Here is a 22,852-nt window from a genome sequence, read left to right on the forward strand (position 1 = left end):
AGATTTCGTACAAAAACCGTGGTCAATTTCCATTCTCCTGGGCAAACGGTGCTACAATCGCCGGAGTTGGTTGACCACGACCGAAAGGTGGGGCGGATAAAGCCCTGGTGTCATTTTTATCGACACCCCGTCAGCATTTGCCTCAACAACCGGTAAGTGCGGTACGGTCTCCAATCGTTAAGCACGGTGTCGTTGCCTGCCCTTGGTGGACGCGAGGCTCGTGCAAGTAAATAAGAAGCTAACCAATCTATTTTTACGGAGGAACACGTGGCCCTTCCGCAGTTGACCCCGGAGCAGCGTGCAGCAGCACTCGAGAAGGCAGCTCAGGCCCGCAAGGTACGCGCAGAGCTCAAGGACAAGCTGAAGCGTGGCGCTATCGACCTGCCAGAGGTTCTCAAGCAGGCTGACGAGAACGAGATCATCGGCAAGATGAAAGTCTCCGCTCTGCTCGAGGCTCTGCCGAAGGTCGGCAAGGTCAAGGCACAGGACATCATGAATGACCTGGAGATTGCTCAGACCCGCCGCCTGCGTGGCCTGGGTGACCGTCAGCGTCGCGCTCTGCTGGAGCGCTTCGGCTACGCAGTGGAGGACTAGTCGCAGTGGCCGGGAATGAAAACGGTCAGCTGGTAGTCCTTGCCGGCCCTGCCGGTGTGGGAAAATCCACTGTTGTCAGTCGGCTCCGTGCCGAGGTTCCCGGACTGTACTTCAGCGTTTCCATGACCACCCGCGCCGCACGGCCGGGTGAGGTCGATGGCCGCGACTATTTCTTCGTGACCCCGGAGAAGTTCCAACAGCATATTGATGCAGGAGAGATGCTCGAGTGGGCTGAAATCCACGGTGGTCTGCAGCGTTCTGGAACGCCGCGTGGCCCGGTGGATAAAGCTCTCGCCGAGGGACGTCCGGTACTCGTTGAGGTGGATCTGGCGGGAGCCCGCTCCATCCGTAAGGTAGCGCCGAATGCTCACCTGCTGTTCTTGGCTCCGCCAAGCTGGGAGATTCTCGTCAGCAGGCTCACTGGTCGTGGCACGGAAACCGAGGCGCAAGTCAAGCGTCGCCTGGAAACCGCGCGAGTGGAAATGGATGCTCAGCACGAATTCGATGAGGTTGTTGTCAACGACAATGTCGATGATGCTGTGGCGGCCATCGCTCAGGCGCTGACTACTGGCAAGTAACAGGGCGACTCCACATCATCGATAGTAGAAATCGTTTCCAAGCAATGGTGTTTCTATTGCTCCGACGGTTTCTATTGTCACCCCAGTAACTCACGTTCTATTGAGGAAAGATTTCTCGTGACCCAGGAAAATACCGCCACCGAGGCAGTGTTCGACCCGCCAATTGGTATTACCAATCCGCCGATCGATGAGCTGCTTGGTAAGGCTTCTTCGAAGTACGCTCTGGCTATCTTCGCTGCCAAGCGTGCACGCCAGATTAATGACTACTACCAGCAGATTGACGAAGGCATGCTGGAGTACGTTGGCCCGCTGGTTACTCCGGGGGTCGCTGAGAAGCCTCTGTCCATCGCTCTTCGTGAAATCAACGCTGGTCTGCTGGACCACACTGAGGGCTAGAGCATTTCCTTAAGGGGAGATATCTGTATGCATGCCGCCGGTAATGCTGACGTATCCGAATGTTTAAAGGTTGTCGTCGGGGTTGCCGGCGGCATCGCTGCATATAAGGCCGCACACGTTGTTCGTGGCTTCAAGGAACTCGGTCACGATGTTCGCGTCGTTCCCACCGAGTCCGCATTGAATTTTGTAGGTGCGGCTACTTTCGAGGCGCTGTCGGGGAACCCGGTGTCGACTACGGTTTTTGACGCAGTCGATGAAGTTCAGCATGTCCGCGTGGGGCAGGAGGCCGACCTCGTCGTCGTGGTTCCCGCGACTGCCGACTTTATGGCGCGTGCCGCACACGGGCGTGCCGACGACCTTCTCACCGCAACTTTGCTTGTGGCGACCTGCCCGGTGGTTCTGGCTCCTGCCATGCACACTGAGATGTGGAACCATCCAGCTACGCGCGATAATGTCGCGATTCTTCGTCGCCATGGCACTATTGTCCTCGATCCGGCCCATGGCCGTTTGACTGGTAAGGACACTGGTCCAGGTCGTCTGCCGGAGCCAGAGCAGATAGTTTCGCTGGCATTAGCGGCAGTCGAGAATCCGCGCCACTTCCGCCGCGACTTCGAGGGCGTGCGCTTCATGATTACTGCCGGTGGCACCCGTGAGGCTATCGACCCGGTACGTTTTATCGGCAACCACTCCTCAGGGCGTCAGGGCTTCGCGCTAGCTGAGATGGCAGCACAGCGTGGCGCTCAGGTCACTGTGGTGGCAGGACATACAGATCAGTTGCCGACACCGCTGGGCGCGAATGTTGTAAAGGTTGATTCCACTTTGGAGATGGCCAAGGCCGCCCACGAACACTCCAAGTTGGCCGATGTCTGCATTTTTGCCGCTGCCGTCGCCGACTTCCGTCCGGCATCGACCGCTGGGGCCAAGATGAAGAAGGGCGTCGCAGACGACGCTTTGAGCAACATCCAGCTCGTAGAAAACCCTGACATTCTGGCTACCACTGTGGAGCGGCGTAAAGCGGGCGAGATTCCGGCAACCACGACGATGGTGGGCTTTGCGGCTGAGACCGGCGACGAGACGACGACGCCACTCGAGCTTGCGAAGCAGAAAATTGTGCGCAAGGGCTGCGATTTGCTCATGTGTAACGACGTCTCAGGTGGGCAAACTTTCGGTGCGACGGACAATGTCGGATGGTTGTTGTCTCTCGATGGCGAGCAGTGGGACGTGCCGCGGGGCTCAAAATTCTCGGTGGCCGGTTCGATTTTGGATGCAGTTTCCGAGCTGCGACAGGAACCTCAGCCAGCGGAGTAGCGGAGGCCTACTACGGCGACTGAACCGCTTGGTCTATAATTATCGAATCAAACGAAAACCCACGCCGCAGCGACACCGCAGGCGTGGGGAAATGATCTAGAAGAAAGTTGTACTGCTCGTGGCCTCTAATCTTCGGCTGTTTTCCAGTGAATCTGTTACCGAGGGGCACCCAGATAAGATTTGCGACTCGATTTCGGACTCCATCCTTGACGCTATGCTCGCGCAGGATTCTGCATCGATGGTCGCCGTTGAGACTGTGGTGACTACCGGTTTAGTCCATGTTGTTGGCGAAGTTCGCACGAAGAGCTACGTTGACATCCCCGGTATTGTCCGGAGTCGACTGAAGGAGATCGGTTTCGATTCTTCTGAAAAGGGCTTTGACGGCAAGACCTGCGGCGTCTCCGTTTCGATCGGTGAGCAGTCCTCAGATATTCACGACGGTGTGCACACTTCTCTGGAAGCACGCAGCTCTGATGGCGAAGTCGAAGCAGAAGATCTCAAGGGCGCTGGCGACCAGGGGCTGATGTTCGGCTACGCTACCAACGAAACTCCGGAGTACATGCCGCTACCGATTGCGCTGGCACACCGCCTGGCTCGCCGCTTGACGCAGGTACGCAAGGAAGGCATCGTCCCATCGCTTCGACCGGATGGTAAGACTCAGGTCACCTTCGCTTACGACGAAGACAATAACCCGGTGTACTTGGACACTGTTGTGGTGTCCACGCAGCACGACCCGGATGTGACCCAGGAGTGGATTACCGAGCAGATTAAGACTCACGTAGTCGATTGGGTGCTCGACGACGCTAACTTGCGCGAGCGCTTTGTTACCGATGAATTGAAGCTGCTGGTCAACCCGTCTGGCCAATTTATTATCGGTGGGCCGATGGGCGATGCCGGCCTGACCGGCCGCAAGATTATCGTCGACACCTACGGCGGTATGGCTCGCCACGGTGGCGGCGCATTCTCGGGTAAGGACCCGTCAAAGGTGGACCGCTCCGGCGCTTATGCCACCCGTTGGGTTGCGAAGAATGCCGTGGCTGCGGGTCTGGCTGACCGCCTGGAGATTCAGGTCGCCTACGCTATCGGCCGCGCTCGCCCGGTAGGCCTTTACGTCGACTCTTTCGGCACCGGTCACGTTTCAGACGACGCCATCCGCGAGGCTATCAACAAGGTCTTCGACCTTCGTCCGGCCGCTATTATTCGTGACCTGGACTTGCTGCGCCCGATTTATGCGCAGACCTCCACCTACGGTCACTTCGGCCGAACTGACTTGGACCTGCCGTGGGAGCAACTCAACCGTGTTGAAGAGCTCCGCGCAGCCGCTGGCCTGGGATAAACACCACCCGCCAGCATGACCCTGGGGTGGGGAAGTAGAGTAAGACTCTATGACCGACGCCCCCTTCGCACCCGCCGCCGCAGCTGAGAAGCTGCCAGTCGCGCGGGTGCTTCCACTTTTGGGGCTGCCGCAGTTGGATCGCCCCTTCGATTACCTGGTTCCGCGCGCGCTAGCGGAGGAAGCGGTTGTCGGTTGCCGGGTGCGGATTCGATTCCACGGCCAATTGGTCAATGCGCTGGTGCTGGAGCGCTGTGCCACGCCCACTCACGACGGCAAACTGTCCTATCTCAAGGATGTCATCAGCACTGAGGTTGTCTATCCGCCACAGCTTCGACGGTTGGTGGATTCTCTGGCGGAGTATTACGGCGCAACACGCTCAAACATCATTCGCTCCGCCATCCCAACCCGCCATGCACGGGCCGAACGTGCCCGCAAGGAGAACATGCCCCCGACGTGGGAGGAATTGGGAAAGCTTGCCACCGAGGATCCGGATCTTTCCGCTTGGGGCAACTATGTCTTCGGCGAATCCTTTGTCGATTCCGTCCGCAAGGGCGCCCCGGCACGCGCAGCGTGGCAGCCAGTTCCAGGGGAACAGGTGGCAGCCATGCTCGCCGCGCTCAGCGTTTCGGTCGCCCGCGATGGTGGCGGTGTTCTCATCATTGTGCCGGACGCACGCATGCAGGCGCGCTTCGAGAGCGCTTTTCGCGAGCTCATTTCTGCCCGTCAGCTCACTCTTCTCGGGGCTGGTCTCGGGCCCGAGTCCCGCTATCGCCGGTACCTGGATATCCTGCACGGCCAGGGGCGCATAGTCGTCGGCACGCGTTCGGCAGCGTACGCCCCAGTGCAGAATCTGCGTTTAGCAGTGATTGTCGATGATGGCGATGACAACCTCGTAGACCCCCGCGCACCCTACGTCCACTCTCGCGAGGTGCTGGTCACGCGAAGTGCGCAGGAGGGATGCGCTCTTATTTTTGCATCGTATAGCCGTACAGCAGAGGTGCAGCTGCTGGTCTCCTCAGGTTGGGCGCACAATCTGGTTGCAGGCGCCGACGCCCTCGCTGAATCCATGCCGGAGATGATTGCCTCCACGGACACTTCCGAAGACCCGGATGACGTCAGTAGGGGACGCCTTCCTGCCATCGCTTTTCGACGGGCAAAAGCCGCGCTGCGCGAAGAGCTTCCGATTCTGGTCCAGGTACCCCGCAAGGGATATGTACCGACATTGTCGTGTCGTTCCTGTGGTGCTCCTGCGCGCTGTCGCTGGTGTAACGGTCCACTGGGAATTCCACCGTCCGATAACCCGGACGATCCGGCGCCGCCGACCTGTCGGTGGTGTGGCCGCATCGACATCCACCACCGTTGCCATAGCTGCGGTTCCACCAAGATTCGGCCAGTCGTGGTCGGCAGTGAACGTACGGCGGAAGAGTTTGGTCGTATTTTCAGTCCATTCCCAGTCGTCGCTTCCTCTGGCGAACGGATTGTTGACGACATTCCCGAAGGCCCGAGGGTCGTGGTGGCCACGCCGGGAGCCGAGCCTTATGCGCCGGAGGGCTACGGTGCAGTGATGCTGCTGGACACTTGGGCGATGCTCGGCCGGCAGGACTTGCGCGCTCATGAAGAGGCCTATGCGCATTGGTCTCGAGCTGTCACGCTTGCGCGACCGCGGGAGCGAGGAGGGGCAGTGGTTATCGATGCGGATGCTGCAGTCCCGACTGTGGCCGATCTTCTGGCATGGGACGCGGTAGGCGCTGCGAACAGGGAATTGGCCGACCGTACAGCCGCCACTCTGCCTCCGGCCTTTCACGTGGCAGCGGTGGACGGGACTGAAGAGGGCCTGCGTAACTTCATGGAGTCCCTGGAGGTTCCATCGGGCGCGGAAATCCTGGGGCCGGTAGACCTTCCCCGCAACGCCAGACCACCAGCAGGCGTGGAACCGGGTACACCTATTCAGCGGATGTTGGTGCGCTGTGACCGTCGGCAAGCACGGGCGGTGGGAGCGGCGTTGAAGGCAGCACAGGTCGTTCGAGCGACCAGGAAGGACCCGACGCCGGTGCGCGTTGTCGTCGATCCGATTAATTTCGGCTAGCTGCTAAAATGAGCGCGTTATCGCTTGATTCACACCAGTTTTCTTGGAGGCTCTAAGTTCATGGCAGTTCGTGAGGTACGTCTTTTCGGCGATCCGGTGTTGCTGTCCAAGGCGGATACCGTCACTGATTTCGACGCGACGCTGTCGCACCTGATTGATGACATGTTCGACACGATGGACGAGCAACAGGGCGTCGGGCTCGCGGCAAACCAGGTCGGCGTGCTGCAGCGCGTTTTCGTCTACGACTGCAACGGCACCCGCGGGCACATCGTCAATCCGGAATGGGAAGCCATCGGCGACGAGACTGTCCACGAAATCGAAGGATGCCTATCTATCCCGGGTATTAATGGACCCGTGACTCGACACGCACGTGTGCGCGTTACTGGCCAGGATCGCCACGGCACACCGGTGAGCTTCGAAGCTGATGATTTGCTGGCTCGCTGTGTGCAGCATGAAAGCGACCACCTGGATGGTGTGCTGTTTTTGAAGCGTCTCGAGGGCGACGAGCGCAAGACCGCGATGCGTTCTCTGCGTGAGCAGGACTGGTTCCTCAACCGCGGTTAACTCACCTGCGCCTAGACCCCTGGGTGTGGCGCCCCGAGTTTCATCACTAGATTAACTAGAACAACTAGGTCCACCAGGAAGGAATCCACTTACTGTGCGCCTGATTTTTGCCGGAACCCCGGAACCTGCTGTCGTTGCACTGAAGAAGTTGCTCGAAGACTCCCGTCATGAAATCGTCGCTGTTCTCACTCGCCCCGATGCCCGCCGTGGCCGCGGTAAGTCGCTTTCGCCCTCGCCGGTGAAGGCTCTGGCCTTGGAACACGACATTCCCGTGCTCACCCCGACGACCCTGCGCGATGAAGAGATCCAGCAGCAGATCCGCGAATTAAACGCCGACTGCATCCCGGTGGTCGCCTACGGCAATCTCGTGCCGGAGGAATTGCTCGATGTACCGACGCACGGCTGGGTCAATCTGCATTTCTCACTGCTTCCTGCTTGGCGAGGTGCCGCGCCGGTGCAGGCAGCTATCGCTGCCGGCGATGAAGTCACGGGTGCCAGTACTTTCCGGATTGAAAAGGGTCTGGATACCGGACCAGTTTTCGGTACCGTCACCGAAGCGATTCGCCCGACCGATAATGCCGACGACCTTTTGACCCGCCTGGCATACTCCGGCGCGGATCTTCTAGCCGCCACCATGGACGGCATCGAAGCCGGTGCGTTGCGTCCGACCGCTCAGCCAGAACAGGATGTCAGTTACGCCGCTAAGTTCGGGCCGGAGGATGCCCGAATCGTTTGGACTCAGCCGCGACATCTTCTTGACCGCCGCGCTCGTGCATTCACGCCTGCCCCAGGTGCGTGGACAACTCTCGACGGCGCACGTTTGAAGGTCGGAGAGCTCACCCCGCTTTCCGACGAGGACAGCGCCGCGGTCGACGAGGTGCGAAAGGCAGCTGCTCCGGAGGCGGCAGCCGCCACACCGGGTGAGTTGGTAGTGGAGAAGCACCGAGTATCTGTGCGTTGTGCCGATGGCTATGTGCAGCTGGTGAAGGTGCAGCCACAGGGTAAGAAGATGATGGATGCGTCCGACTGGGCGCGAGGTAGCCAACCCGGCGGAAAGGTCTGCGAGTAAATGGGCAACGACAAACCCCGCCACACCGGTGGCGGACGGCAGCGCGGCAACCGCAGCGGACAGAACCGCAATGACCGCAACCGTAACCGTGACAACAGAGGTGGGGACAATCGCGGTGGCATTGACCAACCGCGCAAGGTCGCACTGAAGGTACTAGCCGACGTTCGCGAGAATGATGCTTACGCGAACCTGCTGCTGCCCAGGTTGCTGAAGGCACACAAGCTCAAGGGTCGGGATGCTGCTTTTGCAACTGAGCTGACGTACGGCACACTGCGGGCGGAAGGCCTGTTGGATGCCGTGATTGAGGCATCGTCGTCACGCCCGTTAAACGATATTGCTGGACCGGTGATGGATGTGTTGCGCCTGGGCACGTACCAGCTGCTGCGTACGCGCGTCGATGCCTACGCGGCGGTCGATACCTCGGTGCGGGCGGTGGCGAAGGTAGCGGGACCTGGTGCGCGCGGCTTTGTCAATGCCATTTTGAGGAAAGTTTCCTCGAAGACCGAAGGCGAATGGGTGGCTGAGGTCGCGCCGGATCCTGCGACCGATCCGATTAGCTACGTAGCGATGAAGCATGCCCACCCGCGCTGGATTGCGATGGAGTTTGCCCGCGCACTCGGTGCACAAGCCGGTGAGCTGCAGCAGGCACTCGCTGCCGACGATGCGCGCCCGTTGGTGCACTTGGTCGCTCGTCCGGGCGAGATTACTGCTGAGGAATTGGCACTGATCACCGGCGGTGAAGAGGGACCGTGGTCGCCGTACTGCGTGCGCTTGGATTCCGGTGCCCCAGGAGAATTGGAGCCGGTCCGACAGGGCTTGGCTGCGGTGCAGGACGAGGGTTCTCAGCTCATTGCGCGTGCCGTCACCATGGCACCCGTTGCCGGTGAAGACAGCGGCCGCTGGTTAGATCTGTGTTCCGGCCCCGGTGGTAAGTCAGCTTTCATCGGTGGCATCGCTGCTATTGAGGGCGCGAAGCTCGATGCTGTTGAGGTATCTGCGACTCGCGCAGAACTGGTGAAGAAGGCCACGGCCGGGCTGCCAGTGACTGTAACGGTTGCGGATGGTCGCGATACCGGGCTGGAGGCAGGCTTTGACCGCATTTTGGTAGACGCGCCGTGCTCTGGTTTGGGCTCGCTTCGCCGTCGCCCGGAAGCGCGCTGGCGGAAGTCGGCGTCCGATCTGAACTCCTTGACTGCGCTGCAGTTTGAACTGCTCAGTGAAGCTGTGCGTCTGGCACGGCCGGGTGGCATCATCGTCTATTCCACGTGTTCTCCGCATCTGCGGGAAACCAGGGGAATTGTCGATAGGGCAGTGACGGAATTGCCGGTGACTGAGCTGAATGCACACGAGTTGGTAGCGCCGATGACCGATGTCGGACCGTATCCATCTGTGCAGATGTGGCCACACCGCCACGGTACCGATGCGATGTTCTTCTCAGTTTTGCGCAAGAACGACTAGGCTCAGAGGTTATGAGCGCACCAATTATTGCCCCGTCCATTCTCGCTGCTGACTTCGCTCGCCTCGACCGCGAGGTTGCGGCTGTAGCCAATGCAGATTGGCTACATATCGACGTTATGGATGGCCACTTCGTTCCCAACCTGTCCTTCGGCGCTCCGGTGCTGGAGGCCGTAGCTGCGGTGACGGACAAGTACTTGGATGTCCATCTCATGATTGAGAACCCGGAGAAGTGGGTCGACACCTACATTAAGGCGGGGGCGAGCTCGGTTATTTTCCATGTGGAAGCCGCCGACGACGCCATCGCACTGGCACGCCACATTCGTTCTCAGGGCGTGAAGGCCGGGTTCTCGCTGCGCCCGGGTACCCCAATTGAGCCGTGGCTGGATCACCTCGCCGAATTCGACGAGGTGCTGGTCATGAGTGTCGAACCCGGTTTCGGGGGCCAGTCCTTTATGCCGGATCAGCTGGCCAAGGTCGAGAAGCTGCGTGAACGCATTGATGCCGAAGGTCTGGATACTCTGATCGAGATCGACGGTGGTATCTCCGCCAAGACCATCGAATCCGCTGCCGCCGCCGGTTGCGACGCCTTCGTTGCAGGGTCGGCCGTATTCGGCGCTGAGAATCGTGCCGCGGCAATCGATGAGCTGCGCGCTCTGGCAACTGCTGCTGCAGCTAAGTAGACGGCGGTGAAGCACGGTGGCACAGTTTCCGGATCTCGTCTCCGCACAGCCGCTGACTGACGCCCAAGCTATGGCATTGGCCATAGAAGCCGGCCAGCGAGTTCGAGGCACCACCTATCCCAATCCACCGATTGGTTGCGTCATCCTCGATACCGCAGGGATTGCGGTAGGTGTGGCCGGAACTGAGCCGGTAGGTGGCCGACACGCAGAGCCACAGGCATTGGAAATGGCGGGGGCACGAGCTCAGGGCGGTACTGCAGTGGTCACACTAGAGCCGTGCAATCATATCGGCCGTACACCACCGTGCACCGAGGCACTTGCGGCAGCCGGAGTTTCCCGCGTCATATTTGCGGTCGCCGATCCTAATCCCGTGGCCGCTGGCGGCAGCGAGTGGTTGCGATACAAGGGAATCGACGTGGTCGAGGAGTTCCAACGCAATCGTGTGGCGGATGGCTATCTGCGTCCATGGTTACACTGGCAGCGCACTCGGCGCCCACACATCACGCTGAAGACGGCGGGCACGCTGGATGGTTTCGCCGCCGCTACCGACCGCACCTCGCAGTGGATTACGGGGGAGCAGGCGCGGGCACGGGTACATATCGATCGTGCACGTCGGCAAGCGATTGTCGTCGGAACGGGAACAGTGCTCGCTGACAATCCGCGATTGACCGCGCGCACACCAGACGGCGAGGAGCTGTCAACGCAACCCCTGCGCATCGCGATCGGCACCTCGGAGGTCGCCGCCGGTGCGAATATCCGCGGCGATAACTTCCGCCACATTCGCACTCACGATGTGGAAGTGGCGCTGGAGACAATGGCGGATATGGGACTTATTGACGTGCTGGTAGAAGGCGGCCCACGGCTCGCCAGCGCTTTCTTAGAAGCCGATGCTGTCGACGCGATTGAGTCTTACATTGCCCCGGCGTTTCTCGGAGCTGGTCTGCCGGTGACATCGGCCAACCATGAGACCACCATCACTGACATCTCGCGCTTTCGTACCGTCGCGGTCGAGACTCTGGGAGATGACATTTTGATTACGGCTCTCCGCAGTGGCAAAGATCGCGGGTAGACCGGCTAGAGTTAATTTTGTAAAAATCTTTCAATTTATAACAAACGGTAAAGGATTTTCCTGACCACTATGTTTACGGGAATTGTTGAGGAACTCGGCGAAATTCGCGAAATCCACCGCGAAGCCGATTCGATTACTCTGACCATTCGCGCGACCACCGTGCTTGACGACGTGCACCACGGTGATTCCATTGCTGTCAATGGCGTTTGTTTGACCGTCGTGGAGTTTGGCGATGATTTCTTTACCGCTGATCTCATGCAAGAGACTCTGGATAGGTCGAGCCTCGGCCAGGTTGAGGTCGGCTCCAAGGTCAACCTCGAACGTGCAACCGCAGTCGGTCAACGCCTCGGCGGCCATATCGTGCAGGGACATGTCGATGGCACCGGCGAGGTTATTTCGCGCACGCCAGGGGAGCGCTGGGAAGTAGTGCGGATTTCGCTGCCGGAGCATCTCTCCAAGTATGTCGTGGAAAAGGGCTCAATTGCCGTGGATGGTACTTCGTTGACCGTCTCTGCAGTAGGCGAGGGGTTCTTTGAGGTCAGCCTGATACCGACGACGCTGACGGACTCCGTTATTGGTTCGACCGCGGTAGGCGCCAAGGTCAATTTGGAAGTCGATGTGCTAGCCAAGTACGTCGAGAAAATGTTGGAAAGATAAGCTACAAGACTGTGATTAAGTTCGATTCTGTAGAGCGGGCCATTGCGGACATCGCAGCCGGTAAGGCCGTGGTCGTCGTCGACGATGAAGATCGTGAGAACGAGGGCGACATCATCTTCGCCGCCGAGAAGGCAACGCCTGAACTTGTTGCCTTTATGGTTCGCTATTCCTCTGGTTACATCTGCGCGCCGCTGACCGCCGAGGACTGCGAGCGTCTGAATCTGCCACCGATGGTGTCAGAGAATGAGGATGCCCGCGGTACCGCATACACAGTGACCGTGGATGCCAACACCGGTACGACCGGTATTTCCGCCACAGATCGTGCGAACACCATTCGTACTCTGGCTGATCCCACGTCGAGCCCGCACGATTTCACCCGACCAGGACACGTGGTCCCGTTGCGAGCTCGCGATGGTGGCGTCCTCGTCCGTGCCGGCCACACCGAGGCTGCGGTCGATCTCGCCCGCCTGGCAGGGCTTCGTCCTGCTGGCGTGCTGTGTGAGGTTGTCTCCGAGGAAGACCCGACCGGTATGGCGCGCGCGGAGGAACTGCGTCGCTTCTGCGACAAGCACGATTTAGCGCTGATCTCCATTGAGCAGCTGATCGAATACCGTCGCCACAACGAGCACTTGATTGAACGCGTTGTCGAAACCAAGCTGCCGACCGACTACGGCGAGTTCCGTGCCATTGGGTACCGGAGCCTTATCGACGGTGTTGAGCATGTCGCTCTCGTTGTGGGGGATGTGTCTTCCAACGATGGTCAGGACGTCCTCGTGCGTGTGCACTCCGAATGCCTCACTGGCGACGCACTGGGATCTCGCCGCTGCGACTGCGGTCAGCAGCTGCACAACTCCATGCGCATGGTTCACGAAGCGGGGCGTGGCGTCATCCTCTACATGCGCGGTCACGAAGGCCGAGGCATTGGTCTGATGCCGAAGCTGCAGGCCTACCACTTGCAAGATGAAGGCGCTGACACCGTTGATGCCAATCTTGCGCTCGGTTTGCCGTCGGATGCACGTGAGTACGGCACTGGTGCACAGATTCTGCAGGATCTTGGAGTCACCACTATGGCGCTGCTGACGAACAATCCGACCAAGCGTGCCGGCCTAGGCGGATATGGGTTGGAGATGAGCCGCCGAGTCCCGGTGCCAGTTGAGGTCAACGAGGATAACTTGAAATACTTGTTGACAAAGCGCGAACGCATGGGCCATGAACTTCCTTGGTTGGATGAGTACATGGAGACCCACGGCATTTCGACAGAAGGAGCACAGTAGATGAGTGGCGCAGGTCTTCCTGAAATTTCCGTTCCCGATTCCACTGGTGTGACCGTCGGTCTGGTCACCTCTCACTGGAACGAGGAGATTACTGGGCAGCTTCGTCGTGAAGCGCTGTCCCAGGCCGAGGAGGTCGGCGCTGTAGTCACGGATGTGACTGTCGTCGGTGCTCTGGAGATTCCGGTTGTGGTGCAACAGCTCGCGCGAACTCACGACGCCGTGGTGGCGCTGGGGTGCGTTATCCGCGGTGGTACGCCGCACTTCGACTATGTCTGCGACTCGGTGACTGAGGGCCTGACGCGGATCGCACTGGACTGTGAAACGCCAGTTGGCAATGGTGTGTTGACCTGCAACACTGAACAGCAGGCAATTGATCGTGCCGGCGGTGAGGGCGCCGCGGAGAATAAAGGTCGCGAGGCCATGGCCGCAGCGCTGCATACCGTCGCAGTGTTGAAGTCCCTTCGTGAAGGTGGAGCTGAGTAAGAATGGGTAACTCCGAACGCCACAGCAATTCGACTGCCGTCGACACCGGTAGCGAAGACAAATGGCTGTTGGAAATCACCTCGCAAAAGCTGCGTCTGTGGGCGATTATCGCTGCAGTTGTGGTTTTCGCTATCCATATCTTCATGGGTATCGTGGTGGACTTTGGTAACACCGGAGCTTCGGTGACCATTATTGACCAGCTGGCTTTCCCGATGATTGGTTTGATTATCGCCGGGGTGATTCTGCTACTGACTCGGGCTCGCGTTCGCGTCAATGCCAGGGGCGTGGAAGTCCGCAATCTGCTCAATGCGAAGTTCTACCCGTGGGTCGATATCTACGGCCTGAGTTTTCCAAAGAAGTCCCGCTGGGCTCGCTTGGAGCTGCCTGACTTTGAGTTTGTGCCGATGCTCGCGATCCAGTCGGCCGACGGCAGCCGCGTCGTGGAAGACATCCGCCGGTTCCGTGAACTTGAAGACAAGTTCATGCCGGAGGACTAACCCAAGGACACGTTTTAAGGACACCGTAAGTGACTGACCCTTCTCAGTACCGTCCCGCCCCCGGCACCATTCCCACGGAGCCGGGGGTGTACCGTTTTCTCGATTCAACCGGGCGCGTTCTCTACGTCGGCAAGGCGAAGAATCTCCGTGCGCGTTTGTCTAACTATTTCCAGGACTTAACTCGGCTTCATCCCCGCACCCGCCAAATGGTGCAGTCCGCTTCGAAGGTGACGTGGACTGTCGTCCACAATGAAGTCGAAGCGCTGCAGTTGGAGTACACCTGGATCAAGCGCTTTAATCCGCGGTTCAACGTGATGTACCGCGACGACAAGTCGTATCCGATGTTGGCCGTCAGCGTTGGAGAGCTGTACCCGCGGCTCTTTCTCTACCGAGGACCGCGCCGGAAGGGCGTGCGTTATTTCGGGCCTTATTCACACGCGTGGGCTATCCGAGAAACGCTCGACTTGCTTACACGAGTTTTCCCAGCCCGCACCTGTTCAAAGGGAGTCTTCAACCGGCAGCAAGCCCTGGGGCGGCCCTGTTTGCTCGGCTATATCGACAAATGCTCGGCGCCTTGTGTCGGCCGTGTCAGTGCCGAGGAACACCGCGAAATTGTCCGTGGTTTTACCAGCTTCATGTCGGGAAATACGGGCCCGGTCACGAGGCGCTTAAAGAAGGAAATGGAGGAAGCTGCCGGCGAGTTAGACTTCGAGCGCGCCGCTAGTCTGCGCGACAACCTCGCTGCCATCGACAAGGTCATGGAGCGGCAGTCAGTCGTGCTTTCCGACGCCGCCGATGCCGACTTTATTGCGCTAGCAACCGACGAACTGGAAGCGGCCGTGCAGATTTTCCATGTTCGGGCGGGACGTATTTACGGTCAGCGCGGCTGGGTAGTGGAGAAGTCCGGCGAGTACGCGACTACGGAGTTTCGAGAGGGAGAAACTGACCCCAGCTTGGGTGGGCTGCTAACGCAGTTCCTGACACAGTTCTATGGCGACGCCGCCAAGCACGCGGATGTCGACGGCGATGAATCAACCACTGCCGCCCAGGTTGTGCCACGCGAAATTCTCGTTCAGGCCACGCCCGACGATCTTGACGAGGTTACTGCATTTTTGGCCGATATTCGTGGCACCAATGTAGATATTCGCGTCCCACAACGCGGTGACAAGCGGACGCTCATGGAGACCGTGCAGAAAAATGCAGCTGAAGCGCTACGCCAGCACAAGCTAAAGCGAAGTGGAGATCTAACTACTCGATCGCAGGCTCTCTCCGAACTCCAGGACGCGCTATTTATGGATGAAGCGCCGCTGCGCATCGAGTGCACTGACATCTCGCATATTCAGGGCACCGATGTGGTGGCCTCGTTGGTGGTCTTCGAGGATGGATTGCCCAAGAAGTCCGACTACCGCCGCTACCGAATCAAAGATGCAGCGGGTGACGGTCGCTCGGACGACGTCGGTTCTATCGCTGAGGTGGTGCGCCGTCGTTTTCTGCGCCATAACGAGGACAAGCTCGCCATGCCCGATGATGCAAGCGAGATGTTCGTCGAAGAGACGACTGATGCCGTCGATGAGCAGTCGCGGAGTAACCGCAAGTTTGCCTACCCGCCACAGTTGTTCATCGTCGACGGTGGTGCACCGCAGGTCGCAGCCGCACAGGCGGTCCTCGATGAACTCGAGGTCACCGATGTGACGTTGGTGGGAATTGCCAAGCGCTTAGAAGAGCTGTGGATTCCCGACGATGATGAGCCACTCATTCTGCCGCGTAATTCGGAAGCGATGTACCTAATCCAGCGAATTCGTGATGAGGCGCACCGCTTTGCCATTAATTATCACCGTCAGCAGCGATCTAAACGCATGCGCTCGTCGGTGCTTGATGGCATTAAGGGGCTGGGGCCAGCACGCCGCAGTGAGTTGGTCAAGCACTTTGGTTCCGTTGCGGCGCTGAAGAAGGCCAGCGTCGAGCAGATCGAAGAAGTGGCTGGTTTCGGGCCGATGCTCGCGAAAACTGTTTACGATTACCTCCATCCAGACGAGAAGTCGTCAGAGCCAAACTCGGATGTCGGTCCGGGAGAGTAGGCGTAGAAGTAGGTAAACAAGTGGCTAAAACCGCACTTGAAACAGTGCTAGGGGGTTTACTTCCGCTAGTAAAACCGAGAGCGGTTGGGCGGAATTGTATTAGAGTGATGGCATGATTACTTCGGGTTATTCCCCTCAGGCTGAAAAGTCACTTGTGTTGATTACCGGCATGTCCGGTTCCGGACGCAATACGGCCGCCAGCGTCTTGGAGGAGATGGGCTGGTATGTCGCAGACAACCTGCCCCCGGAGTTGATTATGCGCATGGTCGAGTTGTCGTTTGAAGCGGACTCTCCAGTAGAGCGCCTCGCTATCGTCACCGACGTGCGCTCGCGCGCGTTCGCCGGCAGTTTGGGGGAGGTGCTCGACGGACTCCGCAATGAGGGGCGCCAGCCCTATGTCATCTTCTTTGATGCCAACGACGACACCCTCATCGCCCGCTACGACTCTGTCCGCCGCACCCATCCGCTGCAGGAAAATGGCACGCTTTCACAGGGTATTGCCGCTGAACGTCAGATGTTGCTGCCAATAAAGGGCATGTCGGATTTAGTAGTGGATACCTCTGACATGAGCGTGCACGATTTGCGCCGTGAGTTAGAGCATCAGTTGTCGGATACCGCTAGCAAGATTCAGCAGATCACCATCGAATCATTTGGGTTTAAGCACGGTGCGCCGCGCGATGCCGACATGCTTTTCGACGTCCGTTTTCTCCCCAATCCCTATTGGGTACCTGAGCTGCGTGCGGGCCGCGGTACCAACAAAGCCGTGGCCGACTACGTGCTGTCCCAACCTGAGTCTCAGGGGTTTTTGGACAACGTCACAAACTTGATTGAATTGGTTTTGCCCGGGTACCGCCGTGAGGGCAAGGGTTTTATGACTATCGCTGTGGGATGCACCGGAGGCCATCACCGAAGTGTGGCCATGTCGGAGGCGCTGGCTAAGAAGCTCGAGGGAGTTTCCGGGATCAACGTCAACGTCGTCCACCGCGATATTGACCGCAACTAGCGGTTTTAGTGGAGGTGTAGAAATTGACATCAATTACCAGTCTGGGTGGCGGTCATGGTCTATTTGCCACGCTGAGAGCTGACCGTCAGGTTGCGGACCATGTCACAGCGGTGGTCACAGTTGCCGACGACGGCGGATCCTCGGGTCGCCTTCGTCGTGAGCTGGGGCAGATTCCCCCTGGAGACCTTCGCATGGCACTCGCCGCGCTTTCCGCAGATACGGAAAAAGGCGATCTGTGGGAAAAGACACTGCAGCACCGCTTTGGCGGAACTGGCGCACTGGCAGGGCATGCGATTGGCAATCTGATTATCGCTGGCCTCACCAGTGTGATGGGAAATGAAGTCGACGCGCTTGACGAAATTGGCCGGTTGCTGCAAATCCGGGGTCGAGTCGTGCCCATGTCGCCGATCCCGCTAGAGATTGAGGCCGAAGTCGTTGGCTTGGAGCAGGATGCTCGCGTTGTGCGCCAGGTCCGTGGCCAGGTCGCAGTGGCCACGACACCTGGCCAGGTGCGCCGAATCCGGCTGATTCCTGAGACTCCGCCGGCATCCGAGGAGGCCATTGAAGCTATCCTCAATGCCGATTTGGTGACGCTGGGTCCGGGTTCGTGGTTTACTTCGGTTCTGCCACATCTTCAGGTGCCCGGGCTGCGGGATGCTCTGCAAGAAACCAATGCCACAACCGTCGTGGTGCTGAATCTTGTCGCCGAGCCGGGGGAGACCGCCGGTTTTTCTTCCGAACGGCACATCCATATGCTCACGCAGCATGCACCTAACTTGAAGCTCAATTACGTGCTTGTCGACGACAACACGCCGCTCGCGGATACCGAACGAGAATACCTGCAGCGAGCGGCGGATAGCCTAGACGCGCAGGTTGTCTTCGCCGATGTGCAAGAAGTTGATGACCACGGAGCTCTGACGGGTCGGCATTCGCCGGAGAAACTAGCTGTCGCACTTCGTCAGTTCCTCTAAAGCGTCCGGCCAGTCGAGGGTTTTAATGCATTCTCCTGCGAGGATGCAATAGACAATCAACTAATTGCCACTCGATTGGTACCGGATACTATCCTTGAGGTTTATTGCTAAAGCTCAAATGGGGTTAATTTTACCTAAATTAACCAGGCCCAAACCCAGCTCGCACACATGAAATGAGGATGGACAGCATCGTGGCATTGACGGCGAAGGTCAAAGACGAACTAGCCCGCGTGTCAGTTTCGCAGGAAAGCGCTCAGGCAGCGGAGATTTCGACCCTGTTCCGCTTCGCAGGAGGACTCCACCTGGTGGCAGGTTCGATTGTGCTGGAGGCTGAGTTGGATTCCGGCGCTGTCGCACGCCGCCTACGCTCCATGCTGGCCGAACTCTACGATGTCAAAGCCAGCCTCAATGTCTTATCTCCCGGTGGGTTGCGAAAGACCTCGAAGTACATCGTGCGGGTAACTGATGGCGCGGAACTCGTCGTTAGGCAAACTGGCCTGATTGACTCTGCGGGACGTCCCGTACGTGGGCTACCACGCAAGCTGATCATGGGGCAGAAAATTGATCAAGAAGCTGCATGGCGGGGTGCTTTTTTGGCACATGGTTCACTGACTGAGCCGGGGCGTTCCTCAGCTTTGGAAGTCACTGCTCCTTCTGCTGAAGCGGCACTCGCATTGGTGGGATGTGCTCGTAGGCTCGGAATTACGGCTAAGAGCAAGGAGAATAAATCCCGCGGTGGCGATCGTGTAATCATCCGGGAGGGCGATGCAATCGGTGCGCTGCTGACGCGAATGGGAGCCCAGACTACTCGCCTGCAGTGGGAAGAACAGCGAATGCGTCGTGAAGTGCGAGCGACGGCCACTCGTTTGGCAAACTTCGACGATGCCAACCTGCGGCGCTCGGCTCGTGCGGCCGTTATTGCAGCAGCGCGAGTAGAGCGTGCTTTAGAGATTCTCGGTGACGATGTACCAGACCATTTGGTGTCTGCAGGACAGCTGCGCATCGAGCACAAGCAGGCTTCACTGGAAGAACTTGGGCAGCTGGCAAATCCGCCAATGACCAAGGACGCCGTCGCAGGACGCATCCGCCGTTTGCTCTCCATGGCGGACAAAAGAGCAAACGAACTCGGAATTCCCCCCACAACTGCAGTCGTTACAGACGAACTTTTTGACAAAGAAGTTGACGAGTAAAGCACCTGTTATGCCTAGTCAGGTGCGTAATTTTTGATAAATCTCCGTTTATTTGGGATTTTCGCACCAAACCACCGCTGCGCGAATGAAAAACCCAACGTACACTTCTGTAGTGAACCTGTTGGAGCGCAATCAGCGCCCTGACAAGTGGCATCGATTCGCCAATCCATTAAGGAGATTATTGTGACGGTTCGTGTAGGTATTAACGGTTTTGGTCGCATCGGCCGCAACTTCTTCCGCTCCCTGCTCGCTGCGGGCGCTGACCTGGAAGTCGTTGCTGTAAACGACCTCACTGATAACAAGACCCTGGCTCACCTGCTCAAGTACGACTCCATCATGGGCAAGCTTGACGCAGAGGTCACCTACGACGATGAGTCCCTCACCGTCAACGGCAAGCGCATCGCGGCATACGCTGAGCGCGACCCGAAGGACCTGCCGTGGGGCAAGCACGAGGTCGACATCGTCATTGAGTCCACCGGTTTCTTCACCGATGCCAACGCTGCCAAGGCTCACATCGAGGCTGGCGCCAAGAAGGTCATCATCTCCGCTCCGGCTAAGAACGAAGACGCAACCTTCGTTGTCGGTGTTAACCACACTGACTACGACCCGGAGAAGCACAACATCATTTCGAACGCTTCTTGCACCACCAACTGCCTGGCTCCGATGGCTAAGGTCCTGGACGACAAGTTCGGCATCGAGCGCGGTCTCATGACCACCATCCACGCATACACCGGTGACCAGCGTCTGCACGACGCTCCGCACAAGGACCTGCGTCGCGCCCGCGCTGCTGCACTGAACATTGTTCCGACCTCCACCGGTGCTGCAAAGGCAGTCGCTCTGGTTCTGCCGCAGCTCAAGGGTCTGCTGGACGGCTACGCACTGCGTGTTCCGACCCCGACCGGCTCTGTCACCGACCTGACCTTCACTGCGAAGAGCGAGGTCACCGTCGAGTCCGTCAATGCTGCCATCAAGGAAGCTGCTGAGGGCGAGCTCAAGGGTGTTCTGGGCTACAACGAGGACCCAATCGTTTCCAAGGACATCGAGGGCGACCCGCGTTCCTCGATCTTCGACGCACCGCTGACCAAGGTCATCGGCGATCAGGTCAAGGTTGTCTCCTGGTACGACAACGAGTGGGGCTACTCCAACCGCCTCGTCGACCTGGCTGTCTACGTCGGTGAGCGCCTCTAATAACTCACCTGGTTAATCCCAGACCCCGAACGGGCCGGGGTGGTTGCGCCTGAGTAGGGCACGCCACCCACGGCCCGTTTTTTACACACTTTCACAAGGATTTCATTGAGATGACTGTTAAGACTGTCAAAGACCTGATCAACGAAGGTATTGAAGGCCGTTACGTCCTCGTCCGCTCCGACTTTAACGTTCCGTTGAAGGACGGCGTTATCACCGATCCGGGTCGAATCGATGCTTCGCTGCCCACCCTGTCCGCGCTTGTCGAGGCCGGCGCCAAGGTCGTTGTTATGGCTCACCTGGGTCGCCCGAAGGGCGAGGTTAAGTCCGAGTTCTCCCTGGCCCCGGTCGCTGAGGCGCTATCTGAGCGCCTGGAGCAGTACGTCGCGCTCGCCGGTGATGTCTCCGGTGAGGACGCGCACGAGCGCGCAAATGGTCTGACCGAGGGCGATGTACTCCTGTTGGAGAACGTCCGCTTCGATCCGCGCGAGACCTCCAAGGACGAGGCAGAACGCGCCGAATTCGCAGCCGAGCTGGCCGCACTTGTTCCGGACGGAGCATTTGTTTCCGACGGTTTCGGTGTTGTTCACCGCGCCCAGGCTTCCGTCTTCGACGTCGCTAAGAAGCTGCCGCACTACGCCGGCAACCTGGTTCAGGCTGAGCTTGAAGTTCTGCGCAAGGTCGCAGAGACCCCGGAGAAGCCGTACACCGTCGTGCTCGGCGGTTCCAAGGTTTCCGACAAGCTGGGCGTTATTGAGGCTCTCGCGCCGAAGGTTGACTCCCTGGTCATCGGCGGCGGCATGTGCTTCACCTTCCTGGCTGCCAAGGGCTACGACGTTGGTGCGTCCCTGCTGCAGGAAGAGATGATTGACACCTGTAAGGATCTGCTGGACCTCTACGGCGAAAAGATTGTTCTGCCAACCGACGTAGTCGTGGCCGACAAGTTCGCTGCTGACGCTGAAAACAAGGTCGTCGATGCCACCGAGATTCCGGAAGGCTGGATGGGCCTGGACATCGGATCGGCTTCCGCTGAGGCATTCGGCAAGGTGCTGGCTGAGTCCAAGACTGTGTTCTGGAACGGTCCGATGGGCGTGTTCGAGATGGAGGCTTTCGCAGCTGGTACCCGCGAGGTTGCACAGGCCATCATCGATGCCACCACTAACAACGGTTGCTTCTCCGTCGTCGGTGGCGGCGACTCCGCAGCAGCAGTACGTACTCTGGGGTTGAACGAGGACGGCTTCAGCCACATCTCCACTGGTGGTGGCGCTTCGCTGGAGTTCCTCGAGGGTAAGACTCTGCCGGGCGTCTCCGTCCTGGAAGACTAAGATTTTTCCACCACCGGATTTTCATCGCTTAAAAATCCGCTAATTGATAGGGAAGTGAATTCCACCACTATGGCACGTACACCATTTATTGCTGGTAACTGGAAGATGAACCTGAACCATCTCGAAGCTATCGGTGTGGTGCAGAAACTCGCGTTCGCTCTGCCAAAGGAGTACTACGACAAGGTTGACGTCGCTGTCATCCCGCCGTTTACCGACCTGCGTTCGGTCCAGACTCTGGTTGAGGGCGATAAGCTCGGCGTCACTTACGGCGCGCAGGATGTCTCAGTCCACGAGTCCGGCGCTTACACCGGCGAGATTTCCGCATCGATGCTGGCAAAGCTCGGCTGCACCTGGGTCGTCGTCGGTCACTCCGAGCGTCGCGATATGCACGCAGAGGACGATGAGCTGGTCGCAAAGAAGGCCAAGGCAGCACTGCGCGAGGGCATGAACCCAATCGTCTGTGTCGGCGAGCCGCTGGAGGTCCGAGAGGCCGAAGAGCACGTCGAGTACGTTGTCTCTCAGGTCAAGGGCTCCCTGGCTAACCTGACCAACGCTGAGCTGGCCAAGACCGTCATCGCTTACGAGCCTGTCTGGGCTATCGGCACCGGTAAGGTCGCATCGGCTGCAGACGCGCAGGAAGTCTGTGCAGCTATCCGCGAGACCGTCGCAGAAATTGCGGACGAGAACATCGCAAAGGAGATGCGCATCCTCTACGGTGGTTCCGTCAAGGCCGAGAACGTCGCTGAGATCGTCGGCAAGCCCGACGTCGACGGCGGCCTCGTCGGTGGCGCTTCGCTCGACGGTGAAGCATTCGCGAAGCTCTGCGCACTTGCTGCAGATGCCGCTCAGAACGCCTAAGTGCATATAAATTCAGAACAACTGATAAGATAGGCGCCATGCGCGACCCCGGATTGGTTTTATTGATTCTCATAAAACCGATTCGGGGTTATTGCCTTTAGGCGGACTCAATCCAGGCACACCGACTGGCAATGTTTTAGCGCGATACATTTCCCGAGGCTTTCCACTTGGAATGCCCGGCAATTTTCAAAGG

At 58.8% G+C, this 22,852-nt stretch carries 22 protein-coding genes; all 22 read left to right on the plus strand.

The genetic code is table 11. The features are described from left to right. Positions 1-267: 267 nt before the first annotated feature. Positions 268-594: an integration host factor, actinobacterial type gene (gene mihF / locus HMPREF2681_RS10505; protein WP_016422714.1), complete on the plus strand. Its 327-nt coding sequence runs from the start codon at positions 268-270 to the stop codon at positions 592-594. 5 nt (positions 595-599) lie between these two features. Continuing rightward, positions 600-1,172 carry a guanylate kinase gene (gmk, locus tag HMPREF2681_RS10510; protein WP_070438382.1) on the plus strand — a complete coding sequence of 191 codons (573 nt, stop codon included), beginning with the start codon at positions 600-602 and terminating at the stop codon, positions 1,170-1,172. A 117-nt stretch (positions 1,173-1,289) separates the two neighbouring features. Then, a complete protein-coding gene (gene rpoZ / locus HMPREF2681_RS10515; protein ID WP_005510796.1) occupies positions 1,290-1,568 on the plus strand; it encodes a DNA-directed RNA polymerase subunit omega in 279 nt (92 codons plus the stop codon). 27 nt (positions 1,569-1,595) lie between these two features. Continuing rightward, positions 1,596-2,876, plus strand: a complete 1,281-nt coding sequence (coaBC, locus tag HMPREF2681_RS10520) for a bifunctional phosphopantothenoylcysteine decarboxylase/phosphopantothenate--cysteine ligase CoaBC (protein WP_070547083.1) — start codon at positions 1,596-1,598, stop codon at positions 2,874-2,876. A 118-nt stretch (positions 2,877-2,994) separates the two neighbouring features. Continuing rightward, complete coding sequence (metK, locus tag HMPREF2681_RS10525) at positions 2,995-4,212, plus strand: methionine adenosyltransferase (protein ID WP_016422717.1); 1,218 nt, start codon at positions 2,995-2,997, stop codon at positions 4,210-4,212. 49 nt (positions 4,213-4,261) lie between these two features. Continuing rightward, positions 4,262-6,298, plus strand: coding sequence for a primosomal protein N' (locus HMPREF2681_RS10530; protein ID WP_016422718.1), 2,037 nt, complete (start codon positions 4,262-4,264; stop codon positions 6,296-6,298). 60 nt (positions 6,299-6,358) lie between these two features. Then, on the plus strand, positions 6,359-6,862 hold the full coding sequence (def, locus tag HMPREF2681_RS10535) for a peptide deformylase (RefSeq protein WP_016422719.1): 504 nt from the start codon (positions 6,359-6,361) through the stop codon (positions 6,860-6,862). Positions 6,863-6,956: 94 nt separating this feature from the next. Then, on the plus strand, positions 6,957-7,931 hold the full coding sequence (gene fmt, locus HMPREF2681_RS10540) for a methionyl-tRNA formyltransferase (RefSeq protein WP_016422720.1): 975 nt from the start codon (positions 6,957-6,959) through the stop codon (positions 7,929-7,931). Continuing rightward, positions 7,932-9,389 (plus strand): RsmB/NOP family class I SAM-dependent RNA methyltransferase, encoded by a 1,458-nt coding sequence (locus HMPREF2681_RS10545; RefSeq protein WP_070547085.1) that lies wholly within the window; start codon positions 7,932-7,934, stop codon positions 9,387-9,389. Between the two features lie 11 nt (positions 9,390-9,400). Next, positions 9,401-10,069: a ribulose-phosphate 3-epimerase gene (gene rpe / locus HMPREF2681_RS10550; RefSeq protein WP_070547086.1), complete on the plus strand. Its 669-nt coding sequence runs from the start codon at positions 9,401-9,403 to the stop codon at positions 10,067-10,069. Between the two features lie 16 nt (positions 10,070-10,085). Continuing rightward, positions 10,086-11,138 (plus strand): bifunctional diaminohydroxyphosphoribosylaminopyrimidine deaminase/5-amino-6-(5-phosphoribosylamino)uracil reductase RibD, encoded by a 1,053-nt coding sequence (gene ribD, locus HMPREF2681_RS10555; RefSeq protein ID WP_070547088.1) that lies wholly within the window; start codon positions 10,086-10,088, stop codon positions 11,136-11,138. A 69-nt stretch (positions 11,139-11,207) separates the two neighbouring features. Further along, positions 11,208-11,795, plus strand: a complete 588-nt coding sequence (locus HMPREF2681_RS10560) for a riboflavin synthase (protein WP_016422724.1) — start codon at positions 11,208-11,210, stop codon at positions 11,793-11,795. A gap of 11 nt (positions 11,796-11,806) precedes the next feature. Further along, positions 11,807-13,069 carry a bifunctional 3,4-dihydroxy-2-butanone-4-phosphate synthase/GTP cyclohydrolase II gene (locus HMPREF2681_RS10565; protein ID WP_016422725.1) on the plus strand — a complete coding sequence of 421 codons (1,263 nt, stop codon included), beginning with the start codon at positions 11,807-11,809 and terminating at the stop codon, positions 13,067-13,069. Further along, positions 13,070-13,552: a 6,7-dimethyl-8-ribityllumazine synthase gene (gene ribH, locus HMPREF2681_RS10570; protein ID WP_016422726.1), complete on the plus strand. Its 483-nt coding sequence runs from the start codon at positions 13,070-13,072 to the stop codon at positions 13,550-13,552. 2 nt (positions 13,553-13,554) lie between these two features. Next, positions 13,555-14,049 carry a PH domain-containing protein gene (locus tag HMPREF2681_RS10575; protein ID WP_069358696.1) on the plus strand — a complete coding sequence of 165 codons (495 nt, stop codon included), beginning with the start codon at positions 13,555-13,557 and terminating at the stop codon, positions 14,047-14,049. A 29-nt stretch (positions 14,050-14,078) separates the two neighbouring features. Next, positions 14,079-16,127: an excinuclease ABC subunit UvrC gene (uvrC, locus tag HMPREF2681_RS10580; protein ID WP_049193720.1), complete on the plus strand. Its 2,049-nt coding sequence runs from the start codon at positions 14,079-14,081 to the stop codon at positions 16,125-16,127. A gap of 112 nt (positions 16,128-16,239) precedes the next feature. Continuing rightward, entirely contained in the window at positions 16,240-17,130 is an 891-nt protein-coding gene (gene rapZ / locus HMPREF2681_RS10585) for an RNase adapter RapZ (protein WP_005510809.1), read from the plus strand. Positions 17,131-17,153: 23 nt separating this feature from the next. Continuing rightward, positions 17,154-18,101, plus strand: a complete 948-nt coding sequence (gene yvcK / locus HMPREF2681_RS10590; RefSeq protein ID WP_048731879.1) for a gluconeogenesis factor YvcK family protein — start codon at positions 17,154-17,156, stop codon at positions 18,099-18,101. A gap of 191 nt (positions 18,102-18,292) precedes the next feature. After that, the gene (gene whiA, locus HMPREF2681_RS10595) at positions 18,293-19,291 is read left to right on the plus strand and encodes a DNA-binding protein WhiA (RefSeq protein ID WP_048731892.1); all 999 of its coding nucleotides are present in this window, start codon (positions 18,293-18,295) and stop codon (positions 19,289-19,291) included. Positions 19,292-19,474: 183 nt separating this feature from the next. Next, positions 19,475-20,479, plus strand: a complete 1,005-nt coding sequence (gene gap / locus HMPREF2681_RS10600; RefSeq protein ID WP_048731894.1) for a type I glyceraldehyde-3-phosphate dehydrogenase — start codon at positions 19,475-19,477, stop codon at positions 20,477-20,479. A gap of 110 nt (positions 20,480-20,589) precedes the next feature. Further along, positions 20,590-21,801 (plus strand): phosphoglycerate kinase, encoded by a 1,212-nt coding sequence (gene pgk, locus HMPREF2681_RS10605; RefSeq protein ID WP_070547090.1) that lies wholly within the window; start codon positions 20,590-20,592, stop codon positions 21,799-21,801. A gap of 69 nt (positions 21,802-21,870) precedes the next feature. Then, the gene (gene tpiA / locus HMPREF2681_RS10610) at positions 21,871-22,659 is read left to right on the plus strand and encodes a triose-phosphate isomerase (protein WP_049190741.1); all 789 of its coding nucleotides are present in this window, start codon (positions 21,871-21,873) and stop codon (positions 22,657-22,659) included. Positions 22,660-22,852 lie beyond the last annotated feature (193 nt).

Origin of the sequence: Corynebacterium sp. HMSC064H12 (assembly GCF_001809925.1) — a bacterium.
Lineage (GTDB): Bacteria > Actinomycetota > Actinomycetes > Mycobacteriales > Mycobacteriaceae > Corynebacterium > Corynebacterium jeikeium_D.

What these genes read in the sequence shown, in the direction of transcription:
- coaBC (WP_070547083.1), top strand. Translation starts at nt 1,596, where the DNA reads ATGCATGCCGCCGGTAATGCTGACGTATCCGAATGTTTAAAGGTTGTC.
- HMPREF2681_RS10530 (WP_016422718.1), top strand. Translation starts at nt 4,262, where the DNA reads ATGACCGACGCCCCCTTCGCACCCGCCGCCGCAGCTGAGAAGCTGCCA.
- def (WP_016422719.1), top strand. Translation starts at nt 6,359, where the DNA reads ATGGCAGTTCGTGAGGTACGTCTTTTCGGCGATCCGGTGTTGCTGTCC.
- HMPREF2681_RS10545 (WP_070547085.1), top strand. Translation starts at nt 7,932, where the DNA reads ATGGGCAACGACAAACCCCGCCACACCGGTGGCGGACGGCAGCGCGGC.
- rpe (WP_070547086.1), top strand. Translation starts at nt 9,401, where the DNA reads ATGAGCGCACCAATTATTGCCCCGTCCATTCTCGCTGCTGACTTCGCT.
- HMPREF2681_RS10560 (WP_016422724.1), top strand. Translation starts at nt 11,208, where the DNA reads ATGTTTACGGGAATTGTTGAGGAACTCGGCGAAATTCGCGAAATCCAC.
- ribH (WP_016422726.1), top strand. Translation starts at nt 13,070, where the DNA reads ATGAGTGGCGCAGGTCTTCCTGAAATTTCCGTTCCCGATTCCACTGGT.
- HMPREF2681_RS10575 (WP_069358696.1), top strand. Translation starts at nt 13,555, where the DNA reads ATGGGTAACTCCGAACGCCACAGCAATTCGACTGCCGTCGACACCGGT.
- rapZ (WP_005510809.1), top strand. Translation starts at nt 16,240, where the DNA reads ATGATTACTTCGGGTTATTCCCCTCAGGCTGAAAAGTCACTTGTGTTG.
- pgk (WP_070547090.1), top strand. Translation starts at nt 20,590, where the DNA reads ATGACTGTTAAGACTGTCAAAGACCTGATCAACGAAGGTATTGAAGGC.
- tpiA (WP_049190741.1), top strand. Translation starts at nt 21,871, where the DNA reads ATGGCACGTACACCATTTATTGCTGGTAACTGGAAGATGAACCTGAAC.